The following is a 21,317-nucleotide window of genomic DNA, read 5'->3' on the forward strand; positions in this document are numbered from 1 at the left end:
CGTCTGGACCTGTCGACGTCCAGGCGACGACCGCCGGAGACGGACGAACGCCCCGCCCTCCGATGGAATGGAGGACGGGGCGTCCGGGTCGTGGTGCTGGTCCCTACGCGAGGAACTCGGCGAGGTCGGCCTCGAGGGCCGGCTTCGGCTTGGCGCCGATGACGGTCTTGACGACCTCGCCGCCCTTGAAGACCTTCATCGCCGGGATCGACGTGATCTGGTAGTTCATGGCCGACTGCGGGTTGTCGTCGACGTTGAGCTTGACGATCTCGATCTTGCCGGCGTGCTCTTCGGCGATCTGGTCGAGGATCGGCGAGACGGCGCGACACGGGCCGCACCACTCGGCCCAGAAGTCGACGAGGATCGTCTTGTCGGACTTCAGGACCTCGTCCGAGAAGGTGGCGTCGGTGACTGCCTTGGCGTTGGACATGTGTGCTCCTTCGAGAAGTCGTGCGGTGGGTGGAACGGCGCGAGGCGCCGGACCATTCCCTAGGCCGAGATGGTGACGGGCTCGACCGGGGCGTCGCCCTCGGCCTGGCTGGTCAGGTGGTCGTCGAGGTCCGCGAGGAACTTCTCGGCGTCGAGTGCTGCCACGGCACCGGAACCCGCGGCCGTGATGGCCTGGCGGTAGGTGTGGTCGAGGACGTCGCCCGCCACGAACACACCGGGGACGCCGACGGCCTTGGAGGTACGGCCCTCGACCGCGATGGTGCCCTCGGGTGCGAGCTGCAACTGCTGGTGCACGAGGTGCACGCGCGGGTCGTTGCCGATCGCGATGAACAGGCCGTCGAGCGCGAGCTCGGAGGTCTCACCCGTGACGGTGTCCTTGAGCGTGACGCCTTCGACCGCGGACTCGCCGGAGATGCCGACGACTTCCTTGTTCCAGGCGAACTCGATCTTCGGATCGTTCATCGCCCGGTCCTGCATGATCTTCGACGCGCGCAGGGTGTCCTTGCGGTGGATGACCGTGACCTTGTCGGCGAAGCGCGTCAGGAACGTCGCTTCTTCCATCGCGGAGTCGCCACCGCCGACGACGGCGATGTTCTTCTGACGGAAGAAGAACCCGTCGCAGGTCGCGCACCACGAGACACCGTGGCCGGACAGGCGCTCTTCGTCGGGGAGTCCGAGCTGGCGGTAGGCCGAGCCGGTGGCGTAGATGACCGCGAGGGCCTCGTACGTCTCGCCGGAACCGACCGTGACCTTCTTGACGTCGCCGGTCAGCTCGACCGAGACGGCGTCGTCGTACAGGACCTCGGCGCCGAAGCGCTCGGCCTGTTCCTGCATCTTGATCATGAGGTCGGGGCCCTGGATCCCCTCGGGGAACCCGGGGAAGTTCTCGACCTCGGTGGTCTTCGTGAGCTCGCCGCCCGTCTCGACGCTGGACGCGACGATGAGCGGCTTCAGCTGAGCGCGCGCGGCGTAGATGCCGGCGGTGAACCCGGCCGGGCCGGAACCGATGATGATGAGCTGGCGCATGCCTTCAGTGCCCTTCCGTTGCTTCTGACCGGGTCAACGCATCCTACCGGCGGGGCATTCCACGGCGCCCGTGAGCGCGCGACCCACCGAGAACCGGCACCGAACGGCGACGGTCAGCGCCCGAGACGGCTCTTGAGCATGTCGACCGCGCCACGGATCTCGCCGTTCTTCGCGACGACGAGGGCTCCGAAGTAGACGAGCACCATGACGGCGCCGGTCAGGACGAGCGTGATGAGGGCGCTCGTGACGTCGGACATCGCGAACCCGTCCGCCGAGAACGCGCCGAAGAAGTTCGCGACGAGGACGCCGACCACGCCTGCGATCAGCGCGGCGATGACGAACTGCACGTGGGAGCGGGTGACGTTCGGCCCGTCGATGCCCGCGAGGCGCTTGCGGACGACCACCAGGGCCACGATGGTCTGCGCCGTGCCCGCAAGCGTGGTGCAGACCGCGATGCCGACACCGATGTGCTCGGCCGGGAACGCCGCCACCGCCAGGGCGCCGATGACGAACAGACCGGACTGCACGATCTGCATGAGGAACGGGGTCCGGTGGTCGTGCAGCGCCCAGAACACCCGCTGGATGATGAAGAGCATGCTGAACAGCACCAGCCCGGGCATGTAGGCCACGAGCACCCACGCCATCGACTGCGTCAGCCAGAACGTGTTCTCCCAGACCCGGGCGAACGACGTCGACATCACCACCAGGGCGACGGACGCGAAGACCGTGAACAGGCCGACGATCCGGAGTGACAGCGACAGGTTCCGACGGACGGCGGCCAGGTCTCCGCGTTCGGCGTCGTGGCTCATCCGGGTGAAGTACGCGGTCGCGATCGACACGGTGATGATCGAGTGCGGCAGCATGAACAGCAGCCAGCTGGTCGCCAGGGTCGCGTTGCCGGCGCCCTGGGCGAGCGACGCGACACGGGCCTGCACGATGCCCGCCAGCTGCGTCACCAGGATCATGCCGAACAGCCAGCCCGCAGCGGTCCCGGTGGCCTTGAGACCGACGCCCCGCCAGCGGAAGTCCGGGGTGAACGACAGGCCCGCTCGGCGCCAGAACAGTGGCAGGAACGCGGCCTGTGCCAGGACGCCGAACGACGCACTGCCCGCGAGGACAGCGATCTTCAGGGGCGTCCACGCCGCGGTGGCCGCGTTGACGTCACGGCCGCCGAACATCGCGATGAAGACGATCAGTCCAGCGATCGCGATGACGTTGTTGAGGAGCGGGGCCCAGGTGAAGGGCCCGAACACCTGCTTGGCGTTGAGGACCTCGCCGAGCAGCGAGTACATCGCGTAGAAGAGGATCTGCGGCAGGCACCAGAAGGCGAACGCGATGGCAAGGTCGGTCTGGGCGGCGGTGAACCCCTTGCCGCCGTCACCCGCACTCTGGCTGTACAGGCGCACCAGGACGGGCGCGAGCACGGTTGCCACGATCGCGATCAGCACGAAGACCGATCCGGCGAGCGTGACGATCTTGTTGACGTACGCGGTCCCGCCGTCGCTGTTCTGCTTCATCGAGCGGACGATCTGCGGGATGAGCACGGCGGACAGCAGCCCGCCGGCGATCAGTGCGTAGATGTTGTTGGGCAGCTGGTTCGAGATGGCGAACGCGTCGGCGGCGCGTGAGCCCGAGTTGCCGATCGCGTACGCCAGTACGAACGTCTTCGCGAAGCCGAGCACCCGCGAGATCATCGTGCCGGCCGCGAGCATCGCGCTGGCCCGACCCAGGCTGCGCTGCACGGGTTCCACCGGGTCGGCGGAACCGGTCGTGGCGAGCGGCTCGGGCTGCGTGGCGGTGATCGTGGGCTCCTCTGCGGCGGCGAGCGGGGTGCTGGAGCCGACCGTCGCCATGGCGGTGGCCGCCCCGGCGGGGTGATCGGGGCCTCCTGGAAGGTCATCGTCGGACGGCGCCTCGTACAGGCGGTTCGGGTCGTCGTCGACCTCGTCCGGCTCGCCGTTCCGGCGACGCCGGATTCGGCGGCGGACGTTGCGGTAGATGCCCAGGCCGAAGATCAGGATGACGGCGATCGCGGCCGCCGCGGTGATGACGGTCTCCCACTGCGCCTGCACGTTGATCTCGACCGTGGCCGGGTCGGCGATCCGCACCCCCGTCGCGCTGGTCAGCGACATTGTCAGCTCGACCTTGCCGTTCGCCACCGACTGCACCGGGAAGGTGACCCGGCTGGACGAGTCCGGCTGCACCGTCACGCGGACGGCGTTCTTCTCGATGCGCAGGAACGAGTTGGACGGCTGCACCGTCAGGAACACGGTGACGGGGTACTCGGACCGGTTGCGGACCGAGATGGGCAGCGATGACCGGTCGCCGAGCAGCGTGATGCTGCTGCCGTCGAGGATGCCCACGCTCGACACGACCCGCGCGGCCCGGCTGACCCGGGTGTCGACCGCCTGTGCGAAACCGCTGTCGTCGCTGCGCCAGGCGTTCGATGCCGCAGCGAGGTCGGCCACGCGCGCCGGCGCGGTCAGGTCGGCCGGCGTCTCGATCGCCGACGCGAAGTCGGTCAGGTTCTTCGAGGCCTGGACCAGCCGTCGGAGCTGGTCGAGCCGGGCGTCGCTGTCGGAAGAGCTGGCCAGCGAGACGGACCCGGGGGTGACGGCCGACGCGGTGGAGAGGTCGGCGGGTGACACCCACGGGGTGGTCTCGAGTGCATCGAGTGCCTGCGTGAGGCGCGTGGAGTCGGTCGGCCACGTCCGTCCGAGGGTGAGCAGGACGGGGCCGGTCGTGCCGCCCTGGCGTGAGGCGGTGGCGAGGGTCGCGGTGAGTTCGCTCATCGCACTGGACCACGCACGCTGCGAGGTGGCGGACGCGGCGTCGCGGAGCAGGTCGGACATGCCCTGGTCGGTCACCAGGACGTGGTGGTCACCGATCTTCTCGGAGGCGGTGATCGTGGTGTCGGACCCGGCGGAGGTGTTGCCGCTGGAGACGATCGTGCTGGTCGTCCCGGCGTCGGCCAGGGCGGGCAGGTCGTCCGTCGCCACGGTGCCCTCGGCCGGCCAGGCGAGCGACGACGTCGTGTACGGGAAGTCGAGCAGCTGGGCCGTCGTCGGGAGCGTCGTCGGCTGGGCCCCCTGCCCGGGTTCCGCGGTGCCGCCCTGGGACCCCGCGCCGGTCTGCCCGGTGGTGCCGTCCTGCGGGGCGCCCGGGGTCGCTGTGGCGGATGCGTCGGCGGTGGCGCTCGCACTGCCGGTCGGTGTCGGTGTCGGCGACGCCGTCGTGGCACCCGGGAAGTCGTCCGGGTCGACGAGCTGGTCGAGTGAGATGGGCGACAGGATGCCCGATGCCCCGGCCTGACGGAGCCCCGTGACGTCGGCGTCGGCGTACGACAGCGCGAAGGTCTCGTTGCGCATGCCCTCGAGGCGCTGCAGCCAGGTGGTCGCCGTCGAGGGTGCGTTCTCGCCCAGGATGCGGATCGAGGCGATGATCCGGGGGTCGATCCCGAGCGCGACGTTGTGGTCCTGCGCCGCGTCGAGCTGCTGCGTCAGGGTGCCGTCGACCGAGGTCGCCGCCGCCAGGTCCTTCGCGCTGATCAGGCTGCCGGAGCCGGCCGGCATGGTGATCGGCATCGCGACGGACACCCCGACCGGTGTCTGCTCGTAGTTCGGGTACCAGGTGATCGCTGACCGCGCCACGGCCGACGTCGACCCGGCGCGGTAGTCGGCAGCGATGCGCCTCGCGCCGAACGACGAGTACCCGGACAGGCCGAGGTTGCCCGGCACGACACGGACGTCGTCGATGGTGACCGATCGATGCGCGGGGACGGCCGGAACGTCGACCAAGCCCATCGGTGCGCCGAAGTAACCCGTCGTGCTGGTGTCGGCGAGCCAGTCGCTGATGACGTCGCGCGTGCCCGCGTACTGCCGGAAGATGTCGAGTTCGGCGGACCCGGCCGGCAGGTCGCTGTCGGTGTCGTTCGTGACGGTCACCGTGAGCGAGAGGTCCTGGTCCGGCTGCACCACCCCGCGGTCCGCCGGCACGATCTCGACCGACGTCGTGCCGGCCTTGGCTGCTGCCGGGTGTGCGACGTGGGTGGAGACCGAGGCGGTCGTCGCCGCCCGGGCCGGGGTGACGGCGGCAGGCGTGACGACGAGGCCGAGCGCGACCAGGGCGGACGCGGCGGCAGCGAGCGTGGAGCGGAGGATGTGCATGCTTGTGGAGGGCCGGGATCGGTTCGGACCTCGCACGAGTGTATGAGGCCGGACCATGAGAGCAGGGCGTGCACGCGGAGGTCGTGGACAACCGGTCGCGTCGATCTGGGATGATCGACGACGTCATGCAGTCCGTTGCCCAGGCCGTCGAACGACTCGACGCACTCGCCGCCACCGCCCCCGTCGCGGTCCTCGCCCGCGCGTTCGCCGAGGCCGGTCACGAGCTCGCGCTCGTCGGGGGCCCCGTGCGCGACGCCTTCCTGGGTCGCCCGGTGACCGACCTCGACTTCACCACCGACGCCCGCCCGGACGACGTCCTGGCGATCGTCGAGCCGATCGCCAGCGCCACGTGGGACGTCGGCCGTCAGTTCGGCACCATCGCCGCCCGGGTGCAGGGCGAACAGGTCGAGATCACCACCTACCGCAGCGACGTGTACGACGGCGAGACCCGCAAGCCCGAGGTCGCGTTCGGCGACACCATCGAGGACGACCTGCTGCGCCGCGACTTCACCGTCAACGCGATGGCGCTCCGGCTGCCCGCCCGTGAGCTCGTCGACGTGCACGGCGGCGTCGAGGACCTGCTGGCCGGACGGCTCCGCACGCCCCAGACGGCGACCGTGTCGTTCCGCGACGACCCGCTGCGCATGATGCGGGCCGCACGGTTCACCTCGCAGCTCGGCTTCACGGTGTCCGACGACGTGCGCCTGGCGATGCAGGACCTGGTCGACTCGATCGACATCGTGTCGGCCGAACGGGTGCGCGACGAGCTCGTCAAGCTGGTGAACACCGACGACCCCGTGCCCGGGCTGCGCCTGCTGGTCGACACGGGCCTGGCGGAGCGGTTCCTGCCGGAGCTGCCGGCGATGTGCCTGGAGATCGACGAGCACCACCACCACAAGGACGTGTACGAGCACTCGCTCACGGTGCTGACCCAGGCGATCGGGTACGAGCACGAGCGGCACGCCGGCGACTCCCCCGACACCGTCCTGCGGCTGGCTGCCCTGCTGCACGACATCGGCAAGCCGGCGACCCGCAAGCTCGAGCCCGGCGGCGCCGTGAGCTTCCACCACCACGACCTGGTCGGCTCGAAGCTCGCGAAGAAGCGGCTGCGGGCCCTGCGCTTCGACAACGACACCATCGCGGCGGTTGCTCGCCTGATCGAGCTGCACCTGCGCTTCTTCGGCTACACCGACGGTGCGTGGACCGACTCCGCCGTGCGTCGGTACGTGCGCGACGCCGGCCCGCAGCTCGAGCGCCTGCACGAACTGACCCGCTCGGACGTCACCACCCGCAACCGCCGCAAGGCCGACCGCCTGGCGTTCGCGTACGACGACCTGGAAGACCGGATCCGCGACCTGGCCGAACGCGAGGAGCTCGACTCGCTGCGGCCCGACCTGACCGGAGACGACATCATGCGGATCCTCGACATCCCGCCGGGGCGCGCCGTGGGCGAGGCCTACCGGTTCCTGCTCGAGGCGCGGATGGACGAAGGTCCCCTGGGGCCCGACGTGGCCGAGGAGCGGCTGCGCACCTGGTGGGCCGAGCGGGACGCGACCGCCTGACGCCGCGCCCCGGCGCGACCGCCTGACCAGCTCGCACCGATCTGCCGGACCGGTAGCGGGCCTCCAGGCTGTCCGCTAAGCTTGCGGGGTTGTGCCGTCCGCACCTGCGGTCTGGCGCACATGCATCAACCCTCCTGTTCCGGGAACCGCCCGGAGCCGCCAAGACCAAAGGAGGTGGGTTCCGCATGCACCAGTACGAACTGATGGCGATCCTCGACCCCGAGCTCGACGAGCGCACCGTCGCTCCCAGCCTGGACAAGTTCCTCGCAGTCATCCGCAACGACGGTGGGACCGTCGACAACGTGGATGTCTGGGGCCGTCGTCGTCTCGCCTACGAGATCGCCAAGAAGAACGAAGGCCTGTACGCCGTCGTGAACTTCACGTCGTCCGCCGACGCCGCCAAGGAGCTCGACCGTCAGCTCGGTCTCTCCGAGGCCGTGCTCCGCACGAAGGTCCTGCGCGCTGAAGAGGGCATGGCGCAGGTCGCCGCCCAGAAGCAGCGCGACGAGGCCCGTGCCGCTCGCAAGGCCGCTTCGGCAGCAGCTGTCCCGGCCGCCGCGACCGCGAGCGCCGAGTAACCGATGGCCGGCGAAACCGTCATCACGGTGGTGGGCAACCTCACTGCTGACCCCGAGCTGCGCTACACGCAGAACGGGCTCGCTGTGGCGAACTTCACTATCGCGTCCACTCCTCGCACGTTCGACCGTCAGGCGAACGAGTGGAAGGACGGCGACGCGCTGTTCCTCCGTGCGAGCGTGTGGCGCGAGTTCGCCGAGCACGTCGCGGGGTCGCTGACCAAGGGCTCGCGCGTCATCGCGCAGGGTCGTCTGCGTCAGCGCTCGTACCAGGACCGTGAGGGCCAGCAGCGTACGAGCATCGAACTCGAGGTCGACGAGATCGGCCCGTCGCTCCGGTACGCCACCGCACAGATCACCCGCGCAGCGGGTGGCAGTGGCGGCGGTCGTGGCCAGGTCGGCGGCGGTTCGGGCGGCGGCAACTTCGGTGGCAACGGCGGGGGCGGCAACGCTTCCGGCGGCGGCCGCTCGGACGAGCCGTGGTCCCCGCAGGGTGGCCAGCAGCAGGGTGGTGGAGCGCAGTCGAACGACGTGTGGTCGACCCCCGGTGGCACCTACGACGACGAGACCCCGTTCTGATCCGTCCGCGGACACAACACTTCTTCTTCTCCTAAGGAAAAATCATGGCTGGAAAGAGCACCGGCGACCGCCGGAAGCCTCGCGGCAAGGGCGGCAAGAACGCCGCTCCCGCGAAGGCGATCAAGGTCGGCGTCATCGACTACAAGGACGTCGCGACGCTGCGCAAGTTCATCTCGGAGCGTGGAAAGATCCGCGCCCGTCGCATCACCGGCGTCTCCGTCCAGGAGCAGCGCCTCATTGCCCGTGCCGTGAAGAACGCCCGTGAGATGGCGCTCCTCCCCTACGCCGGCTCCGGCCGCTGATCAGGAGGATCACCATGTCCAAGCTCATCCTCACGCACGAGGTCTCTGGCCTCGGCTCCGCCGGTGACGTCGTCGACGTCAAGAACGGCTACGCCCGCAACTACCTCGTCCCCCAGGGCTTCGCTGTCGCGTGGTCCAAGGGCGGCGAGAAGCAGGTCGAGGCGATCCGCGCCGGCCGTGCCGCGCGCGAGCTCGCCACCATCGAAGAGGCACAGGACCTCAAGATGAAGCTCGAGAACGCCACCATCCAGCTGACCGTCAAGGCCGGCAAGGACGGTCGCCTGTTCGGCTCCGTTCGTCCCGCCGACGTCGCAGACGCCGTGCAGGCACAGGGTGTCGGCTCGCTCGACAAGCGCAAGGTCGAGGTCCCCGCGACCATCAAGACCGTCGGTGACCACGAGGCCACCGTTCGTCTGCGCGAAGACATCACTGCCGTGATCTCGCTGAAGGTCGTCGCCGCCAAGTAAGGCTGCTGCGGTCCGACAGTGTCGGTTCCGGTTCCGTCGGAAGGCGGGTCTCCCCATCTCGGGGAGGCCCGCCTTCCGTCGTTCCTGCGGGGTCGGCGGGTGCTGCGCCGATTGTCGGGAGGCCCGCCTTCCGTCGTTCCCGCCGGTTGCCGTCGGTCTGGCTGGGCTCCCATCCGCCCTTGCGGGTTACCGCACGGACAGGGCTGCGGGTGGCTGAGAGCCAGCCGGGAGACTCCGAACGCACGGCCCGTTTGTCAAGCCGTTTCACACATTAGAAACGTCGAATCGGGAACCTTCAAGCCCACGTTGAAGCCGTGTTGTCCACACACAGGGTAGAAACAGAAACCCCAGGTCAAGTAGTCGAAAGTGTGTTCTCTGGGGAGAGTTTCCACAGCCCTGTCCACAGTTCTCCACACACCGTTCCGGCGTGTTCCGCAGTCTCTCCACAGAGTTATCCACAAGGGCGTTTGCTGGGGATAACTTCGTACCCGTAGCTTGGCCCAGCGACTCGGGGATGTCGGTCGCTCGGGGTAGAACGATCAGGTCCGGAGTCGTCCGGGCTGGTCGCAGAACTGAAGGAGCTCGCGTGTCGATCGCACACCTGGACCCGGCGCCACAGGACTACGCGGAGCGCGGCGGGAACTACGGTGATCGCGGCGGCATGGAGCGCACCCCGCCCCACGACCTGCTCGCCGAGCAGTCGACGATCGGCGGCATGCTGCTGTCCAAGGACGCCGTCGCCGACGTCATCGAGACCGCTCGTGGCGTGGACTTCTACATCCCGAAGCACGAGGTCATCTTCGACGCGATCCTGTCGCTGTACTCGCACGGCGAGCCGACCGACGTCATCGCCGTCACGGACGAGCTGACCAAGACGGGCCTGCTGTCCCGCGCCGGCGGTGCGGAGTACCTGCACAGCGTCACGAGCATGGTGCCCACGGCAGCGAACGCCGGGTACTACGCCGCGATCGTCGCCGAGAAGGCCGTGCTGCGACGCCTGGTCGACGCCGGCACCCGCATCGTGCAGATGGGCTACGCGTCCGAGGGTGAGGTCACCGACCTGGTGAACAGTGCCCAGGCCGAGGTCTACAACGTCGCCGGTGGGGTGCAGACCGAGGACTACGTCCCCCTGACCGAGGCCATCTCCGCCGCCATCGACGAGATCGAGGCCGCCAAGGGCCGCGACGGCCAGATGACCGGTGTGCCGACCGGGTTCGCTCAGCTCGACGGCCTGACCAACGGCTTCCACCCCGGGCAGCTGATCATCATCGCCGCCCGACCCGCACTCGGAAAGTCGACCTTGGCGCTCGACCTGTGCCGCGCCGCCGCCGTCAAGCACGACCAGACCGCGGCGTTCTTCTCGCTCGAGATGGGTCGCGCCGAGATCGCCATGCGTCTGCTGTCCGCCGAGACCAGCGTGCCGCTGCAGAACATGCGCAAGGGCACCGTCGACTCGCGTGACTGGACCACCATCGCGCAGACCCGCGGACGCATCAACGACGCCCCGTTCTTCATCGACGACTCCCCCAACATGACGCTGGTCGAGATCCGCGCCAAGTGCCGTCGTCTCAAGCAGCAGCACAACCTGAAGCTCGTGGTCATCGACTACCTGCAGCTGATGACCTCGGGCAAGAAGGTCGAGAGCCGTCAGCAAGAGGTCTCCGAGTTCTCCCGCGCACTGAAGCTCATGGCGAAGGAGCTGCAGGTCCCCGTCATCGCACTGTCGCAGCTGAACCGTGGTCCGGAGCAGCGTGCGGACAAGAAGCCGATGATCTCCGACCTGCGTGAGTCGGGGTCCATCGAGCAGGACGCCGACATGGTGATCCTGCTGCACCGCGAGTCCGCGTACGAGAAGGACAACCCGCGGCAGGGTGAGGCGGACCTGATCGTGGCGAAGCACCGCAACGGGCCGACCGACACCATCACGGTGGCGTTCCACGGGATGTTCTCGCGGTTCGTCGATATGCCGCAGTAGCCTGCCAACTGTCGTTCGCTAGCTAACTTGTCCGACTGCCACCGACGTGTCCTGATACACGGACTTGGACACGTTGTTCGGCAGTTCGGACCGCGTATCAACGACTTCACCTGTCACGTCCCGGCGTCGTCACCGCGCCCAGCCACACCCGAACTTGATACGGCGAGCCGTCGCGCCGGGTCTCTTCGACTTGCGCGGTCGTAGTCGCGAACGAGTGCCCGTCGGCGGGCGGCGAGCTCGTCGACTGTGAGCCACCGCAGGGCTTCACTGCCGGTGTCGTTCACATCGCAGACTCTAGGCCGGCTGCCGGCTTGAGAATCAACTCTCACCGGCCAACATCGTTCACCTCAATTGGTCGCGGCCGATGTCGACACTCCTTCGGATTCTCAACGGTTGCCCGCGCAGCGCAGCGGAGAGAGAGCGCGGCCGCAAGGCGAATCACGGCGTCGACCTGACGGGCGCGGGGCGCCTTCCGGATGCGAGCATCGACCGAAGGTCTGCGTCGATGAGCTCCCACGGCGTCCACCGGCGGTATCGCTCTGCGAGCCACGGGGCCGTGACGCCATACCGGCCCAGCGATGCAAGTCGCCCTCATCTCCGGCATGGTGAAGGCGGTGGGGACAATGGTGCAGATCGGAGCTGCTGAAATACGTGCACACCCCATTGCGGTCATCGTCTGCGTCGCGGCCATCGTCGTGGCAAAGGGCGTTGGACGCGGCCGCCGGCGGACCTGAAGGACGAGGCAGGGAGACCGGCTCGCCACGGGCTCTTGTCTCCCGCCTCGACGCCTGCGGCTGCGGACCAGGCGCGGCCGCTCGGATACGTTGAGGAAACTCGGCTTCGGAGTGGACTTGTTGTTTGCCAGTGCTCCTGGACGAATGCGGCCGGGAACGTCGCGTTAGGCCGCGATTCTGGACACGTGAAGGGGCTGCCGACAGCAGCGACGTAGATTAGCGCCCAGCTCAGCCTTCCTGCGTCGCAAAGCGTCCGTGTGGCGTGCGTGAACTGAGATCGTTCGCAGACCACCTATGTGAGACAGGGTTGGCTCCAGAGCAGGGCGTAGGAATCCGAAGCTCCGGCAAGCACCCTGCGGTCCACTTGCGGACCGGCTATCGAGACGCTTGGATGCCGAGCCCGAAAGGCCCCAATCACTGGCTATAGGGCCGTCGAAGTACCGTCCAGCTCTGTGTGACGAGCGGGCGGGGCAGGGTGCCATCTCCTTACGGAGAGGATTCATCGGCATCCGTGATCAGCGTTCAGGGGTGATCCGTGTGGTGAACCGAACGTGCGCTCGCACGCAACCAACGAGCATGGCGACACCGACAAGCATCTCGATCGCCCACACCAGGACGTTCGTCCCGGTTCTTCCGCCGCTGAAACCAACCGCGAACGCAGCGAAGGGCTCCAGAATGAACAAGAGGGGCAGGCCGAGCGTGAACCACCATGTTGCGTATCGTCGACTCAACACTCCGAAGAGCCCGGTGACTGCTCCGGCCAGCGCACCAGCGCCCAAAAACAAGGCGTAGTTCGACAGAACGTGGACAGAGAGGGAGTGCGACAGCACTTCGAGCACGGCGTAGAACGAGACGAGGCTGACAACCGCCAGGATTGCCCCGAACACCGCGCCGCCAACGCTGCTCCAACTGCGTCTTCCGCCGAGGAACGGCACCACCAGCCAGGGCGCTGCGAGGTTACCGATCACGTACCGGATCGAGTCGGTTCCGTCGCCCTTGACCACCTCGAACAGCACCCCGACGCACACAGCTGCGACCAGCAGCACGCCAGCGCTGACGAATCGCGCCGACCCTGACGAACGCCTCCCCTGCCTCATGCGGAGGCTTCGCAGTTCTTCTGGTTGAAGTCGCTCACCGCGGCGTTGTCATGACCGGCGATCGCGGCGCGGACTGCGTCGAGCAGTTGCTTGGTGTTTTCGTCAGAGCCCGATCCCCCGAGCCGGAGACGTGCAACCTGCTTCAGGGCTGCGCCGGCTTGATCGTCAAATGCTGGCGTGTGTGCTGCAGCAGCCGCTGTAGTCCAGGAACAGAACCAGTAGAACTGCGCATCGTTCGTGGCAGCGCCCACCTGGTAGTACTGGGGGGACCCGTCCGGACCCGTCGCGGGCTCAGGATCAGCTGGCCACTTCGCATCCGTAGCCAGCGTCAACGTCGACGTGGCCTTCCGGTACTCCTTGTTGGCGTCCTTCGCCGTCACCCACAATCCCGACGGATGACTGGCCGGAACTGCCTGCGCGCAGCCGGCGGTGACAGACGCCACCATCCCCAACGCCAGGGCGGCGAGCATGCCGCGTCGAATCATCACGAAACCTCGCATCACGCTCGCCGCCCCTCGCCGCTGGATCAGTAGATCTCGGATCCCGAGAAGTTGTAGCCTCCGCACGCACTGTTGCATGTGCTGTTCTGGCGGTAGTCGTTCTGGAACACCGTGCCGGCGAGCACGTCATCGACCAGCGTCTTCGTCCCCGCGCTGTTCAGGGTGACCGTGCTGCTGAACACCGAGCCGTTCTTCGAGTTCACCAGTCGCCACTGAATGCCCTTTGCGGGCACCGTGTTCAGGTTCAGGTAGATCTTCGTGCCCGACGAGCCGACCGTACGGGTTGTACTCGACTTGTACCAAGCACCCCCCTCGTACACGGTGCCCGAAATGCTGTGCGAGCTCGACGCCTGCGCCGCCAACGGCGACGCAAACACCGCGCCCGCAGCAACCGCCAGAGCAGTAGCCGTCATCGTGAGCTTGCGGAACCTCATGAGTACCTCTTCCCCGGAGAGCCCCTTGCCCCCCCCACACCGCAACCTAGAGCCAACCTCAACCTGGCGATAGCAGACGCCGTGGTGTCTGAAGCAACACTCACAAAACAGTTCCTCAGTGGATACGGGCCGCAACGCACCGAAGCGACCTCACCGCCAGTACCGATGGCCGGTGGCCGATGGGTCACCGGACGACCCCACATCTTCGGACCCTTCACAGCCGCATCAGGGTCAGTCATCCGCGACGAATTGGTCGGCGAGCTCCTGGACACGCCGTCGCCCATCGAGCTCGGCGCCGTCTGCTGGCGACATCGACGACGAAAGAACACGAGGGGATGATCGCGCCTCGTGCTCGAGGAGGACGCGGCGCGGGGCCGGGGCTCCCTACCGTTGACTCGTCGGGATCGCCCGACATGGGTGGAGGGGACTGACAATGGCCATGACGGACGAGGTTCTGCAGCCGGAGCGACGTGTGGCGGTCTGGTTGGCCGGCGCAGGCGTGCTGGTGATGGCGCTCGTGTTCCTGCCGTCTGCGATCGCAGCGTGGTCGACCGGCGCACAGGTTTCGGTCGCGACCCTGCCGGATGTGGTTGCAGCCGGCTTCTCGCAGTGGGTGCGGTCCGGCAGCTCGTCGCATTCGGGCTTGGCCGATGCGGTGTCGTTCTGGGCGGTCTTCCACGTCGTGAAGGCGATCGTTGCGGCAGCGCTCCTGGTCGCGGTCCTGCCGGTCGGCATGCGGATCTGGGCTGCGTACGTCCACGCCCCGACGCGGAGCCGGCGGATCCTGTTGCTGACGGCCGGTGTGCTCGGTGCCCCCGCGCCTCCAGTCCTGGTCCTGATGGTGATGGCCAACGTGCAGGGCGCGGCGGCGCCCCTGTCGTCCGTGTTGACCTTCCTGCCGATGACCGGTGCGTCCGTCGCGCAGGTGCGGGGTGAGCTGGCGGCCGGGACGATGACGCCGATGCTGACGGCACTCGTCGACGACTTCCGTCTGTACCACGCGGTCCTCGTCGGGACCGCAGTGGTTGCGATCGTCGCCGTGGTCGTGGCGACCGTGGTGGTGTGGATCCGACGCGCCCGCACGAGTCCGACCGATCGGCGACTCCGTCGGGTCCTGGCGGCCGCGGGGACGGCGCTGCCGGTGCTGGTCCTGTTCCTCGGGGTGGTCCTGCTGGCGAACGTGTCGACGGTGGCCGACACGGCGCCCGCGCTGGCGTCGTTCTTCGACGGCAGCGGGATGTGACGTCCGGAGCGCTGACCGTGTCTAGTCCCCTGCCGGACACGGCCAGTCAGGTCCGAACGCCTGCCGTACTCTCCGGACCCCCTCGGTGCTTCCCCACACGTGGTGTCGGGCGCAGCTCGTGGTGGCCTGTCCGGCGACGACTCCGAAGTTGCCGACGTCGATCCACGAGTACCGGACCGGATCGCTCGTCGACTGCAAGCCGCCCGACCCGGCCTGGTCGTCGATGGTGACCCTCGTGCCGTTGGGGAAGAGCAGGTCGGATCCTGCTGGTACGCATGTCGGTGCGGCGGAGGTGCGGAGTTGTTCGACCGGGATGGTCGTCGGGCTGGGGCAAGGTGAGCGCGTCGCCTCGTCGGCGCGCAGCGTCAGGACGCCGTCGGACCCACAGCCGGTCAGCGCCACCAGAGCGGTCAACGCGATGGCAGCAGCCATCGACCGAGAGGACCACCCCGAGCTGCGTCGCACGACTGCATTCTGGCGTACGGCCTCGACTTCCGTCGCGGCCGCCGCCCGTGTATGGTCTCGATCACTGAGGTAAAAGGCGCCGCGCTCTGCGACGCACCCACACGCGGCATCGAACGAGTCGCCACTTCTTCCCTCGAAGGAGTGCGTCCCCGTGTCCCCCAGTTCCTCTCTCCTCCACCGCCCTCGGGCTGGTGACCACCCTCCGCGTCTCTCCGAAGCGTGGATGGCGCTCGCCGGGCTGTCGGCGGTGTTCCTGTTCGAGATGCTCGACAACTCCGTCCTCAACGTCGCGCTGCCGACCATCGGCCGTGACCTGGGGTCCTCGACCACGGGCCTGCAGTGGGTCGCGGGCGCCTACTCCGTCGCGTTCGGCGGGCTCATGCTGCTGTTCGGTGCCGTCGCCGACCGCTTCGGCCGTCGACGCGTGATGCTGGTCGGGCTCGTCCTGCTGGCCCTGGCGAGCCTGGCCACGGCGGCGGTCACGACGAACGAGCAGCTGATCGCCGTGCGGGTCCTGATGGGTGTCGCCGCCGCGATGACCACCCCGGGGTCGATGGCGCTGGCGTTCCGGCTGTTCGACGACGAAGGGCTGCGGGTCCGCGCGCTGACGGTGATCTCGACCGCGGGACTGGTCGGGTTGGCGATCGGTCCGATGATCGGCGGGTTCGTGTTGGCAGTCGCACCGTGGCAGGTGCTGCTGCTGGCCGACGTGCCGATCGCCGTGCTCGCGTGGATCGGCATCCGGCTCGGCATCGACCGTGACGACGCGGCCGGACTCCGGCGCGACCCGGTCGACGTCGCGGGGGCGCTGCTCGGGACGGCGACCGTCGCGGGGGCCCTCGTGACGCCGACGCTCCTGGTCGGTTCGGGCTCGACCGCCGCGTGGGGATGGCTCGCAGTCGCCCTGACGGTCGCGTGTGCGATCGGGTTCGTCGCACGGGAGCGGACGGCGCAGCACCCGCTGGTCGACCTGCACCTGCTCGCCCGACCGCTGGTGTCGAGCGGCCTGGCGTTCAAGGCCGCGTCCGGCCTGGCCGTCGCCGGGATGTCGTACCTGGTCACGCTGCAGCTGCAGTTCGCCTGGGGCTGGTCGCCGGTCATGGCCGCGCTCGGCACGCTGCCGCAGGTGGTCGTGCTGCTCGCCGGAGGCCGGTTCGTCGGACCGTTCGTCCAGCGCGTCGGCCTGGGCCGCGCGGCCTGGATCAGCGCCGCTGCGGTCGTCTCCGGCCTGGTGGTCTTCGGCGGGCTCAGCCGGTACGGGTACGGATGGGTGGTCGTCGCGCTCGTGCTCGTCGCCGCCGGGATGCGCGTGGTCGGCGTCGTCGCCGGGGCGTCGGTCCTGACGGGCTTGCCCGCCGACCGCACGTCGGTCGGAGCCGCGCTCGTCGACACCTCGAGCGAACTCGCCGCCGGTGCGGCCGTCGCCACGGCGGGCACGATCGTCGCGGCCTTCGTCACCGGCAGCATCGCCACCACCAGCTGGACGACCGCTCGGCTGGCGGACTTCCAGGGCGCCCTGACCGTGGCCGGGCTGGGACTCGCGGCCGTCGCCGCCCTGCTCGTCGCGGTGGGGATGATCCGATCCCGCAGCACCAGCGAGCCGCCGGCCATCACCCACGACCCGACACCCCTCACCCAGGAGACCACCCGTGCCTGACATCCAGACCCTGCCCCGCCCGCCGTTCGACCCCGAGTTCGAGCCCTTCCTGTCCGCGATGGACGAGCGCGGCCGCTTCCACCTGACGGCCGAGATGCTGCCGAGGATGCGAGCGCTCGACATGACCGAGGAGCAGCTCGACGACGGCCTGCACGCCCGTGGCCTGGAGCGCCGCAGCATCACCGTCCCCGGACACCACGGCGACCCGATCGCGCTCGCCGTGATCCAGCGCATCGGACGGACGGGCACCGCAGCGTGCGCCTACGCCATCCACGGCGGCGGCATGGTGTTCGGCCACCACCTGGGCAACCTCGACTCGTACGACGACTGGCTGCTGGTGCACGACGTCGTGCTCGTCAGCCCCGACTACCGCCTGGCGCCCGAGCACCCGGACCCCTACCCGGTCGAGGACTGCTACGCCGGCCTGGTGTGGACGGCCGAGCACGCCGACGAACTCGGGATCGACCCCGAGCGGATCGTCCTGGTCGGGCAGAGCGCCGGAGCAGGCCTCGCCGCGGGCACGGCCTTGCTCGCCCGTGACCGTAGCGGCCCCGCCGTGATCGGACAGGTCCTGATCAGCCCCATGCTCGACGACCGCGACGCGACCCTGTCAGCCCGGCAGTTCGACGGCATCGGCGTGGCCGACCGCGAGATGACCGGGTTCGGTTGGGACGCGTACCTGGGTGACCGTCGCGGTGGCGAGCAGGTGTCCGTGTACGCCGCACCTGCCCGCGCCGACGATCTGACCGGGCTGCCGCCCGCCTACGTCGACTGCGGCAGCGCCGAGGTGTTCCGCGACGAGACCGTCGCCTACGCCAGCGCCCTGTGGGCGGCCGGGGTGCAGGCGGAGCTGCACGTCTGGCCCGGTGCGTTCCACGGCTCGATGAGCATGATGCCCCAGGCCACCCTGTCCCAGCGGGCTGTCCGGGCGCTCCGGGAGTTCACCGGACGCTTGCTCGACGCGCCGGCGTGACCACGGGGGTGGTGCCGGCTCACTCGTCCGGGTGCAGGCTCGTGTCGGCTGCACCGAGCCTCCAGGCCGTGAAGTGCACGGTGAGGTCGCCCCGGGACGGGGCGCAGCAGAACGGTCCCGCGGTCACCGCGGCGTCCGGGTCGAGCGGCGCCACCCGCACCAGCCGCCACGGCTCGTCGTCCACCCGGGCGCGCACGGTCAGTGCGTCGCCCGAGCGGCTCGCCCGGATCGTCACCAGGCGGCCGTGCCAGCCGGGGACGGGAGACAGCGACCAGTCGGACACGCCGCGGGTGACCACGGCGCCCAGGCTGTCCTGGCCGTCGCTGCGTTCGACGCCGGCCTTGGTCCACGTGGTGTCGTCGACCTTGACGAAGACGCCGGCCTGGTCGAACTGGGCGCTGAAGTCGAGTGGGAACGAGACCTCCATCGCGGTGTCCGGCTCGAGCGGTGCGAGCAGGGCGTGCTCGGTGTCGTGCACGAAGCCGTACGAGGTGATGCGCCAGGCGTCGCTCCCCTCCACGGCGGTGACGTGCAGGCCGTCGGCAGCGGTCTCCACGTGGGCAGGTGCGGTCGTCCAGGTGCCGGAGTTCCAGTCGATGTCGGTCATGCACCGAATGTACGGGCGTGCCGTGCACGCTGCCGCAGATGACGGGAGGCCCGCCGAACGTGGGTCGGTCAGCGCACCTGAGTGGGGCGTGCGTCCACCTCACCGCAGTCTGAGAGCACCCGAGTCCGGCCCCCGGGATCTTGTGGTCTGTCGGCGTACGACGGAGTGGTCCGCTGTTCCCGCGGACCTCGACGACGAAGGACCCAGCCATGTTCGACGGCTTCACCCCCATCAGCATGATCATGTTCGTCGCGGCCATCGCGTTGGTCGCCGGCGGCCTGATCTCCAGCCGACGCGGCTGACGTCGGACGGGAGGCCCGGTGCCAGCCCGCACCGCGCCTCCCGTCCGCTGGTCACCGCGGCCAGAGCGTCACGGCGACCGGCGCGTCACGCTGACGCGTGCGCGGCTCCCGCGGTCGCCGAGCTCACCAGGTCGTCCGGCTGCAGCGTCGCGCCGCCGCCCACGGCGGCGACCCACGTGTCAGTTGACGCGACGGCAGCGAAGTTCGAGTGCAGCAACGCCATCAGTGTCGTGTGCACCGTCTCGGCGTCCACGGAACCCGCGGCGTTGCTGATGTGGATCGCGCCGGTCGCGTCGGAGAGCACCTCGACGGCGACGCCCAGCCCCTCGGCCTCGACCGCGGAGGCGAGGATGCAGTTGTTCGTCATGTAGCCGACGAGCGTGACCGTGTCGATGCCGTGGTCGCGCAGCCAGTCGTGCAGGTCGGTGCCGGCGAAGGCCGAGCCGTGCTGCTTGGTGAGCGCCTTCCAGGCCGACGTGCGACGTCGCTCGATGTCCGGGTGCAGGGCGTAGCGCTGGCTCGTCGGATCGAAGACGGGGGCACCGGCACCGCCGTCGTGCTGCACGACGACCACGGGGACGTCGTTCGCTGCGGCTGCGTCGATCGCGGCGACGATGCGCGTCAGCGAGTCGGCCGGGTCCGGGAACCGGATCGTGAGCGGACCGTCGAAGTACTCCTGCTGGACGTCGACCAGGACGAGGGCGCGGTTCGGGTTCGGCATGCTGCTCCTGACGCGGATGATGATGGCGGGACCACCCCACTCTGCTCCTGCCGGCTTCGTGGGACGATGCGATGTGCTCGTTCCCGTCCCGCCCTGTCCCCCGGTCGAAGCGGACCGTCGTGTTCGGTGAGGTGCCCGCGCTGCCGGTCGTCATCCCGGTCGGAGTCGTCGTCTTCGCGCTGCTGACGGTGCGGCTGGTCGTCCGGCGACGGTGCACGCTCCCGCGCGTGGCAGTGGCTGCAGCGCTCGCCGTGTACGCGGCGGGCATCCTGGCGAACACGGTGTTCCCGGTCTTCCTGCACCCGGTGACGAGCTCGGACCCGAAACCCCTGCCGCTGGTCGTCGTGCCCTTCGTGGACTACGAGGTCGGGGACGCCGTGATGAACGTGCTCGTGTTCGTGCCGCTCGGTGTCCTGGTCTCCCTGGTGCTTGCCCGGCCGACGTGGTGGCGGGTGGTGCTGACGGCTGCGGCGATCAGTGCCGGCATCGAGATCACGCAGTTCGTCACGGCGCAGGTGGCGGCAGGCGGGCACATCGCCGACGTCAACGACTTCCTCTGGAACACCGTGGGCGGTGGGCTCGGCTTCTGCGTCGTCGCACTGCTGATGCGGTTCCGACGGTCCGCGCGGGTGCTGGCGCCCTTCCGCGGGCCCGAGTCGGGGGCGTGACGGGTCAGCCGTGGTGCCCGGCGCCGGGGTCACTCGGCGGGGGTGTCCAGGTGCTGCCCTGCATGGTGGCGGAGGGGTCCGGCACGTCACCTCGTCGGGTGCCGCCGATCCAGCCCATGAAGTGCGCCACCCAGCTGAGCACGGCGACGACGATGCAGGCGATGGTCAACCACGTGATGCTGTCCATGAGCGGACGCTACCGCACCGTCACACCGGCTGCAGCGGCTGCGGGTCGCCGGCGGGCAACTCGATGCGGATCTCGTCGTCCGGTCGCACGGCCCCGCCGGCCAGGACGACGCTCATCACGCCGCCCTTGCGCTCGACCGTGCCGTCCTCGGCCCGACCGAGCACGGCGCGCAGCAGTCCGGGCTCGAAGTCGTTGATCTGCTGGCACGGGTTCCGCAGCCCCGTGACCCGGACCCGGGCGGCGTCGCCGAGGTGCAGCACCGTCCCCTCGGGCAGGCCGAGCAGGTCGATCCCGCGGGTCGTGATGTTCTCGCCCATCTGGCCGGGCTCGACGTGGAATCCGTCCGCGGCGACCTCGTCGAAGACCTCGGCGTGGATCAGGTGCACCTGGCGCAGGTTCGGCTGCGACGGGTCGCGTGCGACCCGGGAGCGGTGCTGCACGGTGGTGCCGGCATGGGCGTCCCCCTCGATGCCCCAGCCCTCGACGAGCACGACCTCGTCCACCACCGGCTTGCTGAAGTGGTGGTCGCCGTCCCGGCTCACCGCGATCACGCGCGGCCCCGCTGCCTGCTCTCCGCTCATGGTCCGATCCTGGCCCACGACCGGTGCACACTCAATGCCCTGACTA

At 69.2% G+C, this 21,317-nt stretch carries 20 protein-coding genes; 10 read left to right on the forward strand and 10 right to left on the reverse strand.

The annotated features are described in order from the left end of the window. Positions 1-103: 103 nt before the first annotated feature. The 3 genes from trxA to ACLBWP_RS10975 all read right to left on the reverse strand — a co-directional run bounded on the left by trxA (position 104) and on the right by ACLBWP_RS10975 (position 5,642). Positions 104-430 (reverse strand): thioredoxin, encoded by a 327-nt coding sequence (gene trxA, locus ACLBWP_RS10965; RefSeq protein WP_017887828.1) that lies wholly within the window; start codon positions 428-430, stop codon positions 104-106. Positions 431-489: 59 nt separating this feature from the next. Next, positions 490-1,476, reverse strand: coding sequence for a thioredoxin-disulfide reductase (trxB, locus tag ACLBWP_RS10970; protein WP_243563617.1), 987 nt, complete (start codon positions 1,474-1,476; stop codon positions 490-492). Between the two features lie 113 nt (positions 1,477-1,589). Continuing rightward, positions 1,590-5,642 carry a DUF6049 family protein gene (locus ACLBWP_RS10975; protein WP_447655213.1) on the reverse strand — a complete coding sequence of 1,351 codons (4,053 nt, stop codon included), beginning with the start codon at positions 5,640-5,642 and terminating at the stop codon, positions 1,590-1,592. A gap of 125 nt (positions 5,643-5,767) precedes the next feature. On the opposite strand from ACLBWP_RS10975, the gene ACLBWP_RS10980 reads away from it, so the two are divergent. The 6 genes from ACLBWP_RS10980 (at position 5,768) to dnaB (ending at position 11,102) form a co-directional block, all read left to right on the forward strand. After that, on the forward strand, positions 5,768-7,204 hold the full coding sequence (locus tag ACLBWP_RS10980) for a CCA tRNA nucleotidyltransferase (protein ID WP_447655403.1): 1,437 nt from the start codon (positions 5,768-5,770) through the stop codon (positions 7,202-7,204). 185 nt (positions 7,205-7,389) lie between these two features. Continuing rightward, complete coding sequence (gene rpsF / locus ACLBWP_RS10985) at positions 7,390-7,782, forward strand: 30S ribosomal protein S6 (RefSeq protein ID WP_447655214.1); 393 nt, start codon at positions 7,390-7,392, stop codon at positions 7,780-7,782. 3 nt (positions 7,783-7,785) lie between these two features. Further along, complete coding sequence (locus ACLBWP_RS10990; protein ID WP_056121019.1) at positions 7,786-8,358, forward strand: single-stranded DNA-binding protein; 573 nt, start codon at positions 7,786-7,788, stop codon at positions 8,356-8,358. Between the two features lie 44 nt (positions 8,359-8,402). Then, positions 8,403-8,660 (forward strand): 30S ribosomal protein S18, encoded by a 258-nt coding sequence (gene rpsR / locus ACLBWP_RS10995; protein ID WP_056121021.1) that lies wholly within the window; start codon positions 8,403-8,405, stop codon positions 8,658-8,660. Between the two features lie 14 nt (positions 8,661-8,674). After that, a complete protein-coding gene (gene rplI / locus ACLBWP_RS11000; protein WP_243563620.1) occupies positions 8,675-9,127 on the forward strand; it encodes a 50S ribosomal protein L9 in 453 nt (150 codons plus the stop codon). A gap of 586 nt (positions 9,128-9,713) precedes the next feature. Continuing rightward, entirely contained in the window at positions 9,714-11,102 is a 1,389-nt protein-coding gene (dnaB, locus tag ACLBWP_RS11005; protein ID WP_071299679.1) for a replicative DNA helicase, read from the forward strand. Between the two features lie 1,249 nt (positions 11,103-12,351). On the opposite strand, the gene ACLBWP_RS11010 is transcribed toward dnaB, so the two are convergent. From ACLBWP_RS11010 to ACLBWP_RS11020, 3 genes are read right to left on the reverse strand one after another with little or no spacing between them, the layout of a single operon-like run. Beyond that, positions 12,352-12,882: a hypothetical protein gene (locus ACLBWP_RS11010; protein WP_447655215.1), complete on the reverse strand. Its 531-nt coding sequence runs from the start codon at positions 12,880-12,882 to the stop codon at positions 12,352-12,354. Positions 12,883-12,929: 47 nt separating this feature from the next. Next, positions 12,930-13,403 carry a hypothetical protein gene (locus ACLBWP_RS11015; protein WP_447655216.1) on the reverse strand — a complete coding sequence of 158 codons (474 nt, stop codon included), beginning with the start codon at positions 13,401-13,403 and terminating at the stop codon, positions 12,930-12,932. A gap of 56 nt (positions 13,404-13,459) precedes the next feature. Further along, positions 13,460-13,867, reverse strand: coding sequence for a hypothetical protein (locus ACLBWP_RS11020; protein WP_447655217.1), 408 nt, complete (start codon positions 13,865-13,867; stop codon positions 13,460-13,462). Positions 13,868-14,306: 439 nt separating this feature from the next. Between ACLBWP_RS11020 and ACLBWP_RS11025 the strand changes: the two genes are divergently transcribed. From ACLBWP_RS11025 to ACLBWP_RS11035, 3 genes are all read left to right on the forward strand, one after another. Beyond that, positions 14,307-15,110: a hypothetical protein gene (locus tag ACLBWP_RS11025; protein WP_447655218.1), complete on the forward strand. Its 804-nt coding sequence runs from the start codon at positions 14,307-14,309 to the stop codon at positions 15,108-15,110. 688 nt (positions 15,111-15,798) lie between these two features. After that, complete coding sequence (locus ACLBWP_RS11030; RefSeq protein ID WP_447655219.1) at positions 15,799-17,232, forward strand: MFS transporter; 1,434 nt, start codon at positions 15,799-15,801, stop codon at positions 17,230-17,232. After that, a complete protein-coding gene (locus ACLBWP_RS11035; protein WP_447655220.1) occupies positions 17,225-18,205 on the forward strand; it encodes an alpha/beta hydrolase in 981 nt (326 codons plus the stop codon). Before ACLBWP_RS11030 ends, ACLBWP_RS11035 begins: the two co-directional genes overlap by 8 nt. Before the next feature lie 19 nt (positions 18,206-18,224). On the opposite strand, the gene ACLBWP_RS11040 is transcribed toward ACLBWP_RS11035, so the two are convergent. After that, positions 18,225-18,812 carry a DUF1349 domain-containing protein gene (locus ACLBWP_RS11040; RefSeq protein WP_447655221.1) on the reverse strand — a complete coding sequence of 196 codons (588 nt, stop codon included), beginning with the start codon at positions 18,810-18,812 and terminating at the stop codon, positions 18,225-18,227. A gap of 387 nt (positions 18,813-19,199) precedes the next feature. After that, the gene (locus ACLBWP_RS11045; protein WP_447655222.1) at positions 19,200-19,835 is read right to left on the reverse strand and encodes an isochorismatase family protein; all 636 of its coding nucleotides are present in this window, start codon (positions 19,833-19,835) and stop codon (positions 19,200-19,202) included. A gap of 119 nt (positions 19,836-19,954) precedes the next feature. Here ACLBWP_RS11045 and ACLBWP_RS11050 point away from each other — a divergent pair, with 119 nt between their 5' ends. After that, positions 19,955-20,503, forward strand: coding sequence for a VanZ family protein (locus ACLBWP_RS11050; protein ID WP_447655223.1), 549 nt, complete (start codon positions 19,955-19,957; stop codon positions 20,501-20,503). 4 nt (positions 20,504-20,507) lie between these two features. On the opposite strand, the gene ACLBWP_RS11055 is transcribed toward ACLBWP_RS11050, so the two are convergent. Continuing rightward, a complete protein-coding gene (locus ACLBWP_RS11055) occupies positions 20,508-20,690 on the reverse strand; it encodes a hypothetical protein (RefSeq protein WP_243563635.1) in 183 nt (60 codons plus the stop codon). Between the two features lie 20 nt (positions 20,691-20,710). Further along, positions 20,711-21,271 (reverse strand): MOSC domain-containing protein, encoded by a 561-nt coding sequence (locus ACLBWP_RS11060; protein WP_447655224.1) that lies wholly within the window; start codon positions 21,269-21,271, stop codon positions 20,711-20,713. Positions 21,272-21,317: the final 46 nt, after the last annotated feature.

The organism is Microbacterium sp. M1A1_1b (assembly GCF_053345565.1).

Coding starts and splice junctions, on each gene's coding strand:
- trxA (WP_017887828.1), bottom strand. CDS start 430: ATGTCCAACGCCAAGGCAGTCACCGACGCCACCTTCTCGGACGAGGTC.
- trxB (WP_243563617.1), bottom strand. CDS start 1,476: ATGCGCCAGCTCATCATCATCGGTTCCGGCCCGGCCGGGTTCACCGCC.
- ACLBWP_RS10975 (WP_447655213.1), bottom strand. CDS start 5,642: ATGCACATCCTCCGCTCCACGCTCGCTGCCGCCGCGTCCGCCCTGGTC.
- ACLBWP_RS10980 (WP_447655403.1), top strand. CDS start 5,768: ATGCAGTCCGTTGCCCAGGCCGTCGAACGACTCGACGCACTCGCCGCC.
- rpsF (WP_447655214.1), top strand. CDS start 7,390: ATGCACCAGTACGAACTGATGGCGATCCTCGACCCCGAGCTCGACGAG.
- ACLBWP_RS10990 (WP_056121019.1), top strand. CDS start 7,786: ATGGCCGGCGAAACCGTCATCACGGTGGTGGGCAACCTCACTGCTGAC.
- rpsR (WP_056121021.1), top strand. CDS start 8,403: ATGGCTGGAAAGAGCACCGGCGACCGCCGGAAGCCTCGCGGCAAGGGC.
- rplI (WP_243563620.1), top strand. CDS start 8,675: ATGTCCAAGCTCATCCTCACGCACGAGGTCTCTGGCCTCGGCTCCGCC.
- ACLBWP_RS11015 (WP_447655216.1), bottom strand. CDS start 13,403: ATGCTCGCCGCCCTGGCGTTGGGGATGGTGGCGTCTGTCACCGCCGGC.
- ACLBWP_RS11020 (WP_447655217.1), bottom strand. CDS start 13,867: ATGAGGTTCCGCAAGCTCACGATGACGGCTACTGCTCTGGCGGTTGCT.
- ACLBWP_RS11025 (WP_447655218.1), top strand. CDS start 14,307: ATGACGGACGAGGTTCTGCAGCCGGAGCGACGTGTGGCGGTCTGGTTG.
- ACLBWP_RS11030 (WP_447655219.1), top strand. CDS start 15,799: ATGGCGCTCGCCGGGCTGTCGGCGGTGTTCCTGTTCGAGATGCTCGAC.
- ACLBWP_RS11040 (WP_447655221.1), bottom strand. CDS start 18,812: ATGACCGACATCGACTGGAACTCCGGCACCTGGACGACCGCACCTGCC.
- ACLBWP_RS11045 (WP_447655222.1), bottom strand. CDS start 19,835: ATGCCGAACCCGAACCGCGCCCTCGTCCTGGTCGACGTCCAGCAGGAG.
- ACLBWP_RS11055 (WP_243563635.1), bottom strand. CDS start 20,690: ATGGACAGCATCACGTGGTTGACCATCGCCTGCATCGTCGTCGCCGTG.
- ACLBWP_RS11060 (WP_447655224.1), bottom strand. CDS start 21,271: ATGAGCGGAGAGCAGGCAGCGGGGCCGCGCGTGATCGCGGTGAGCCGG.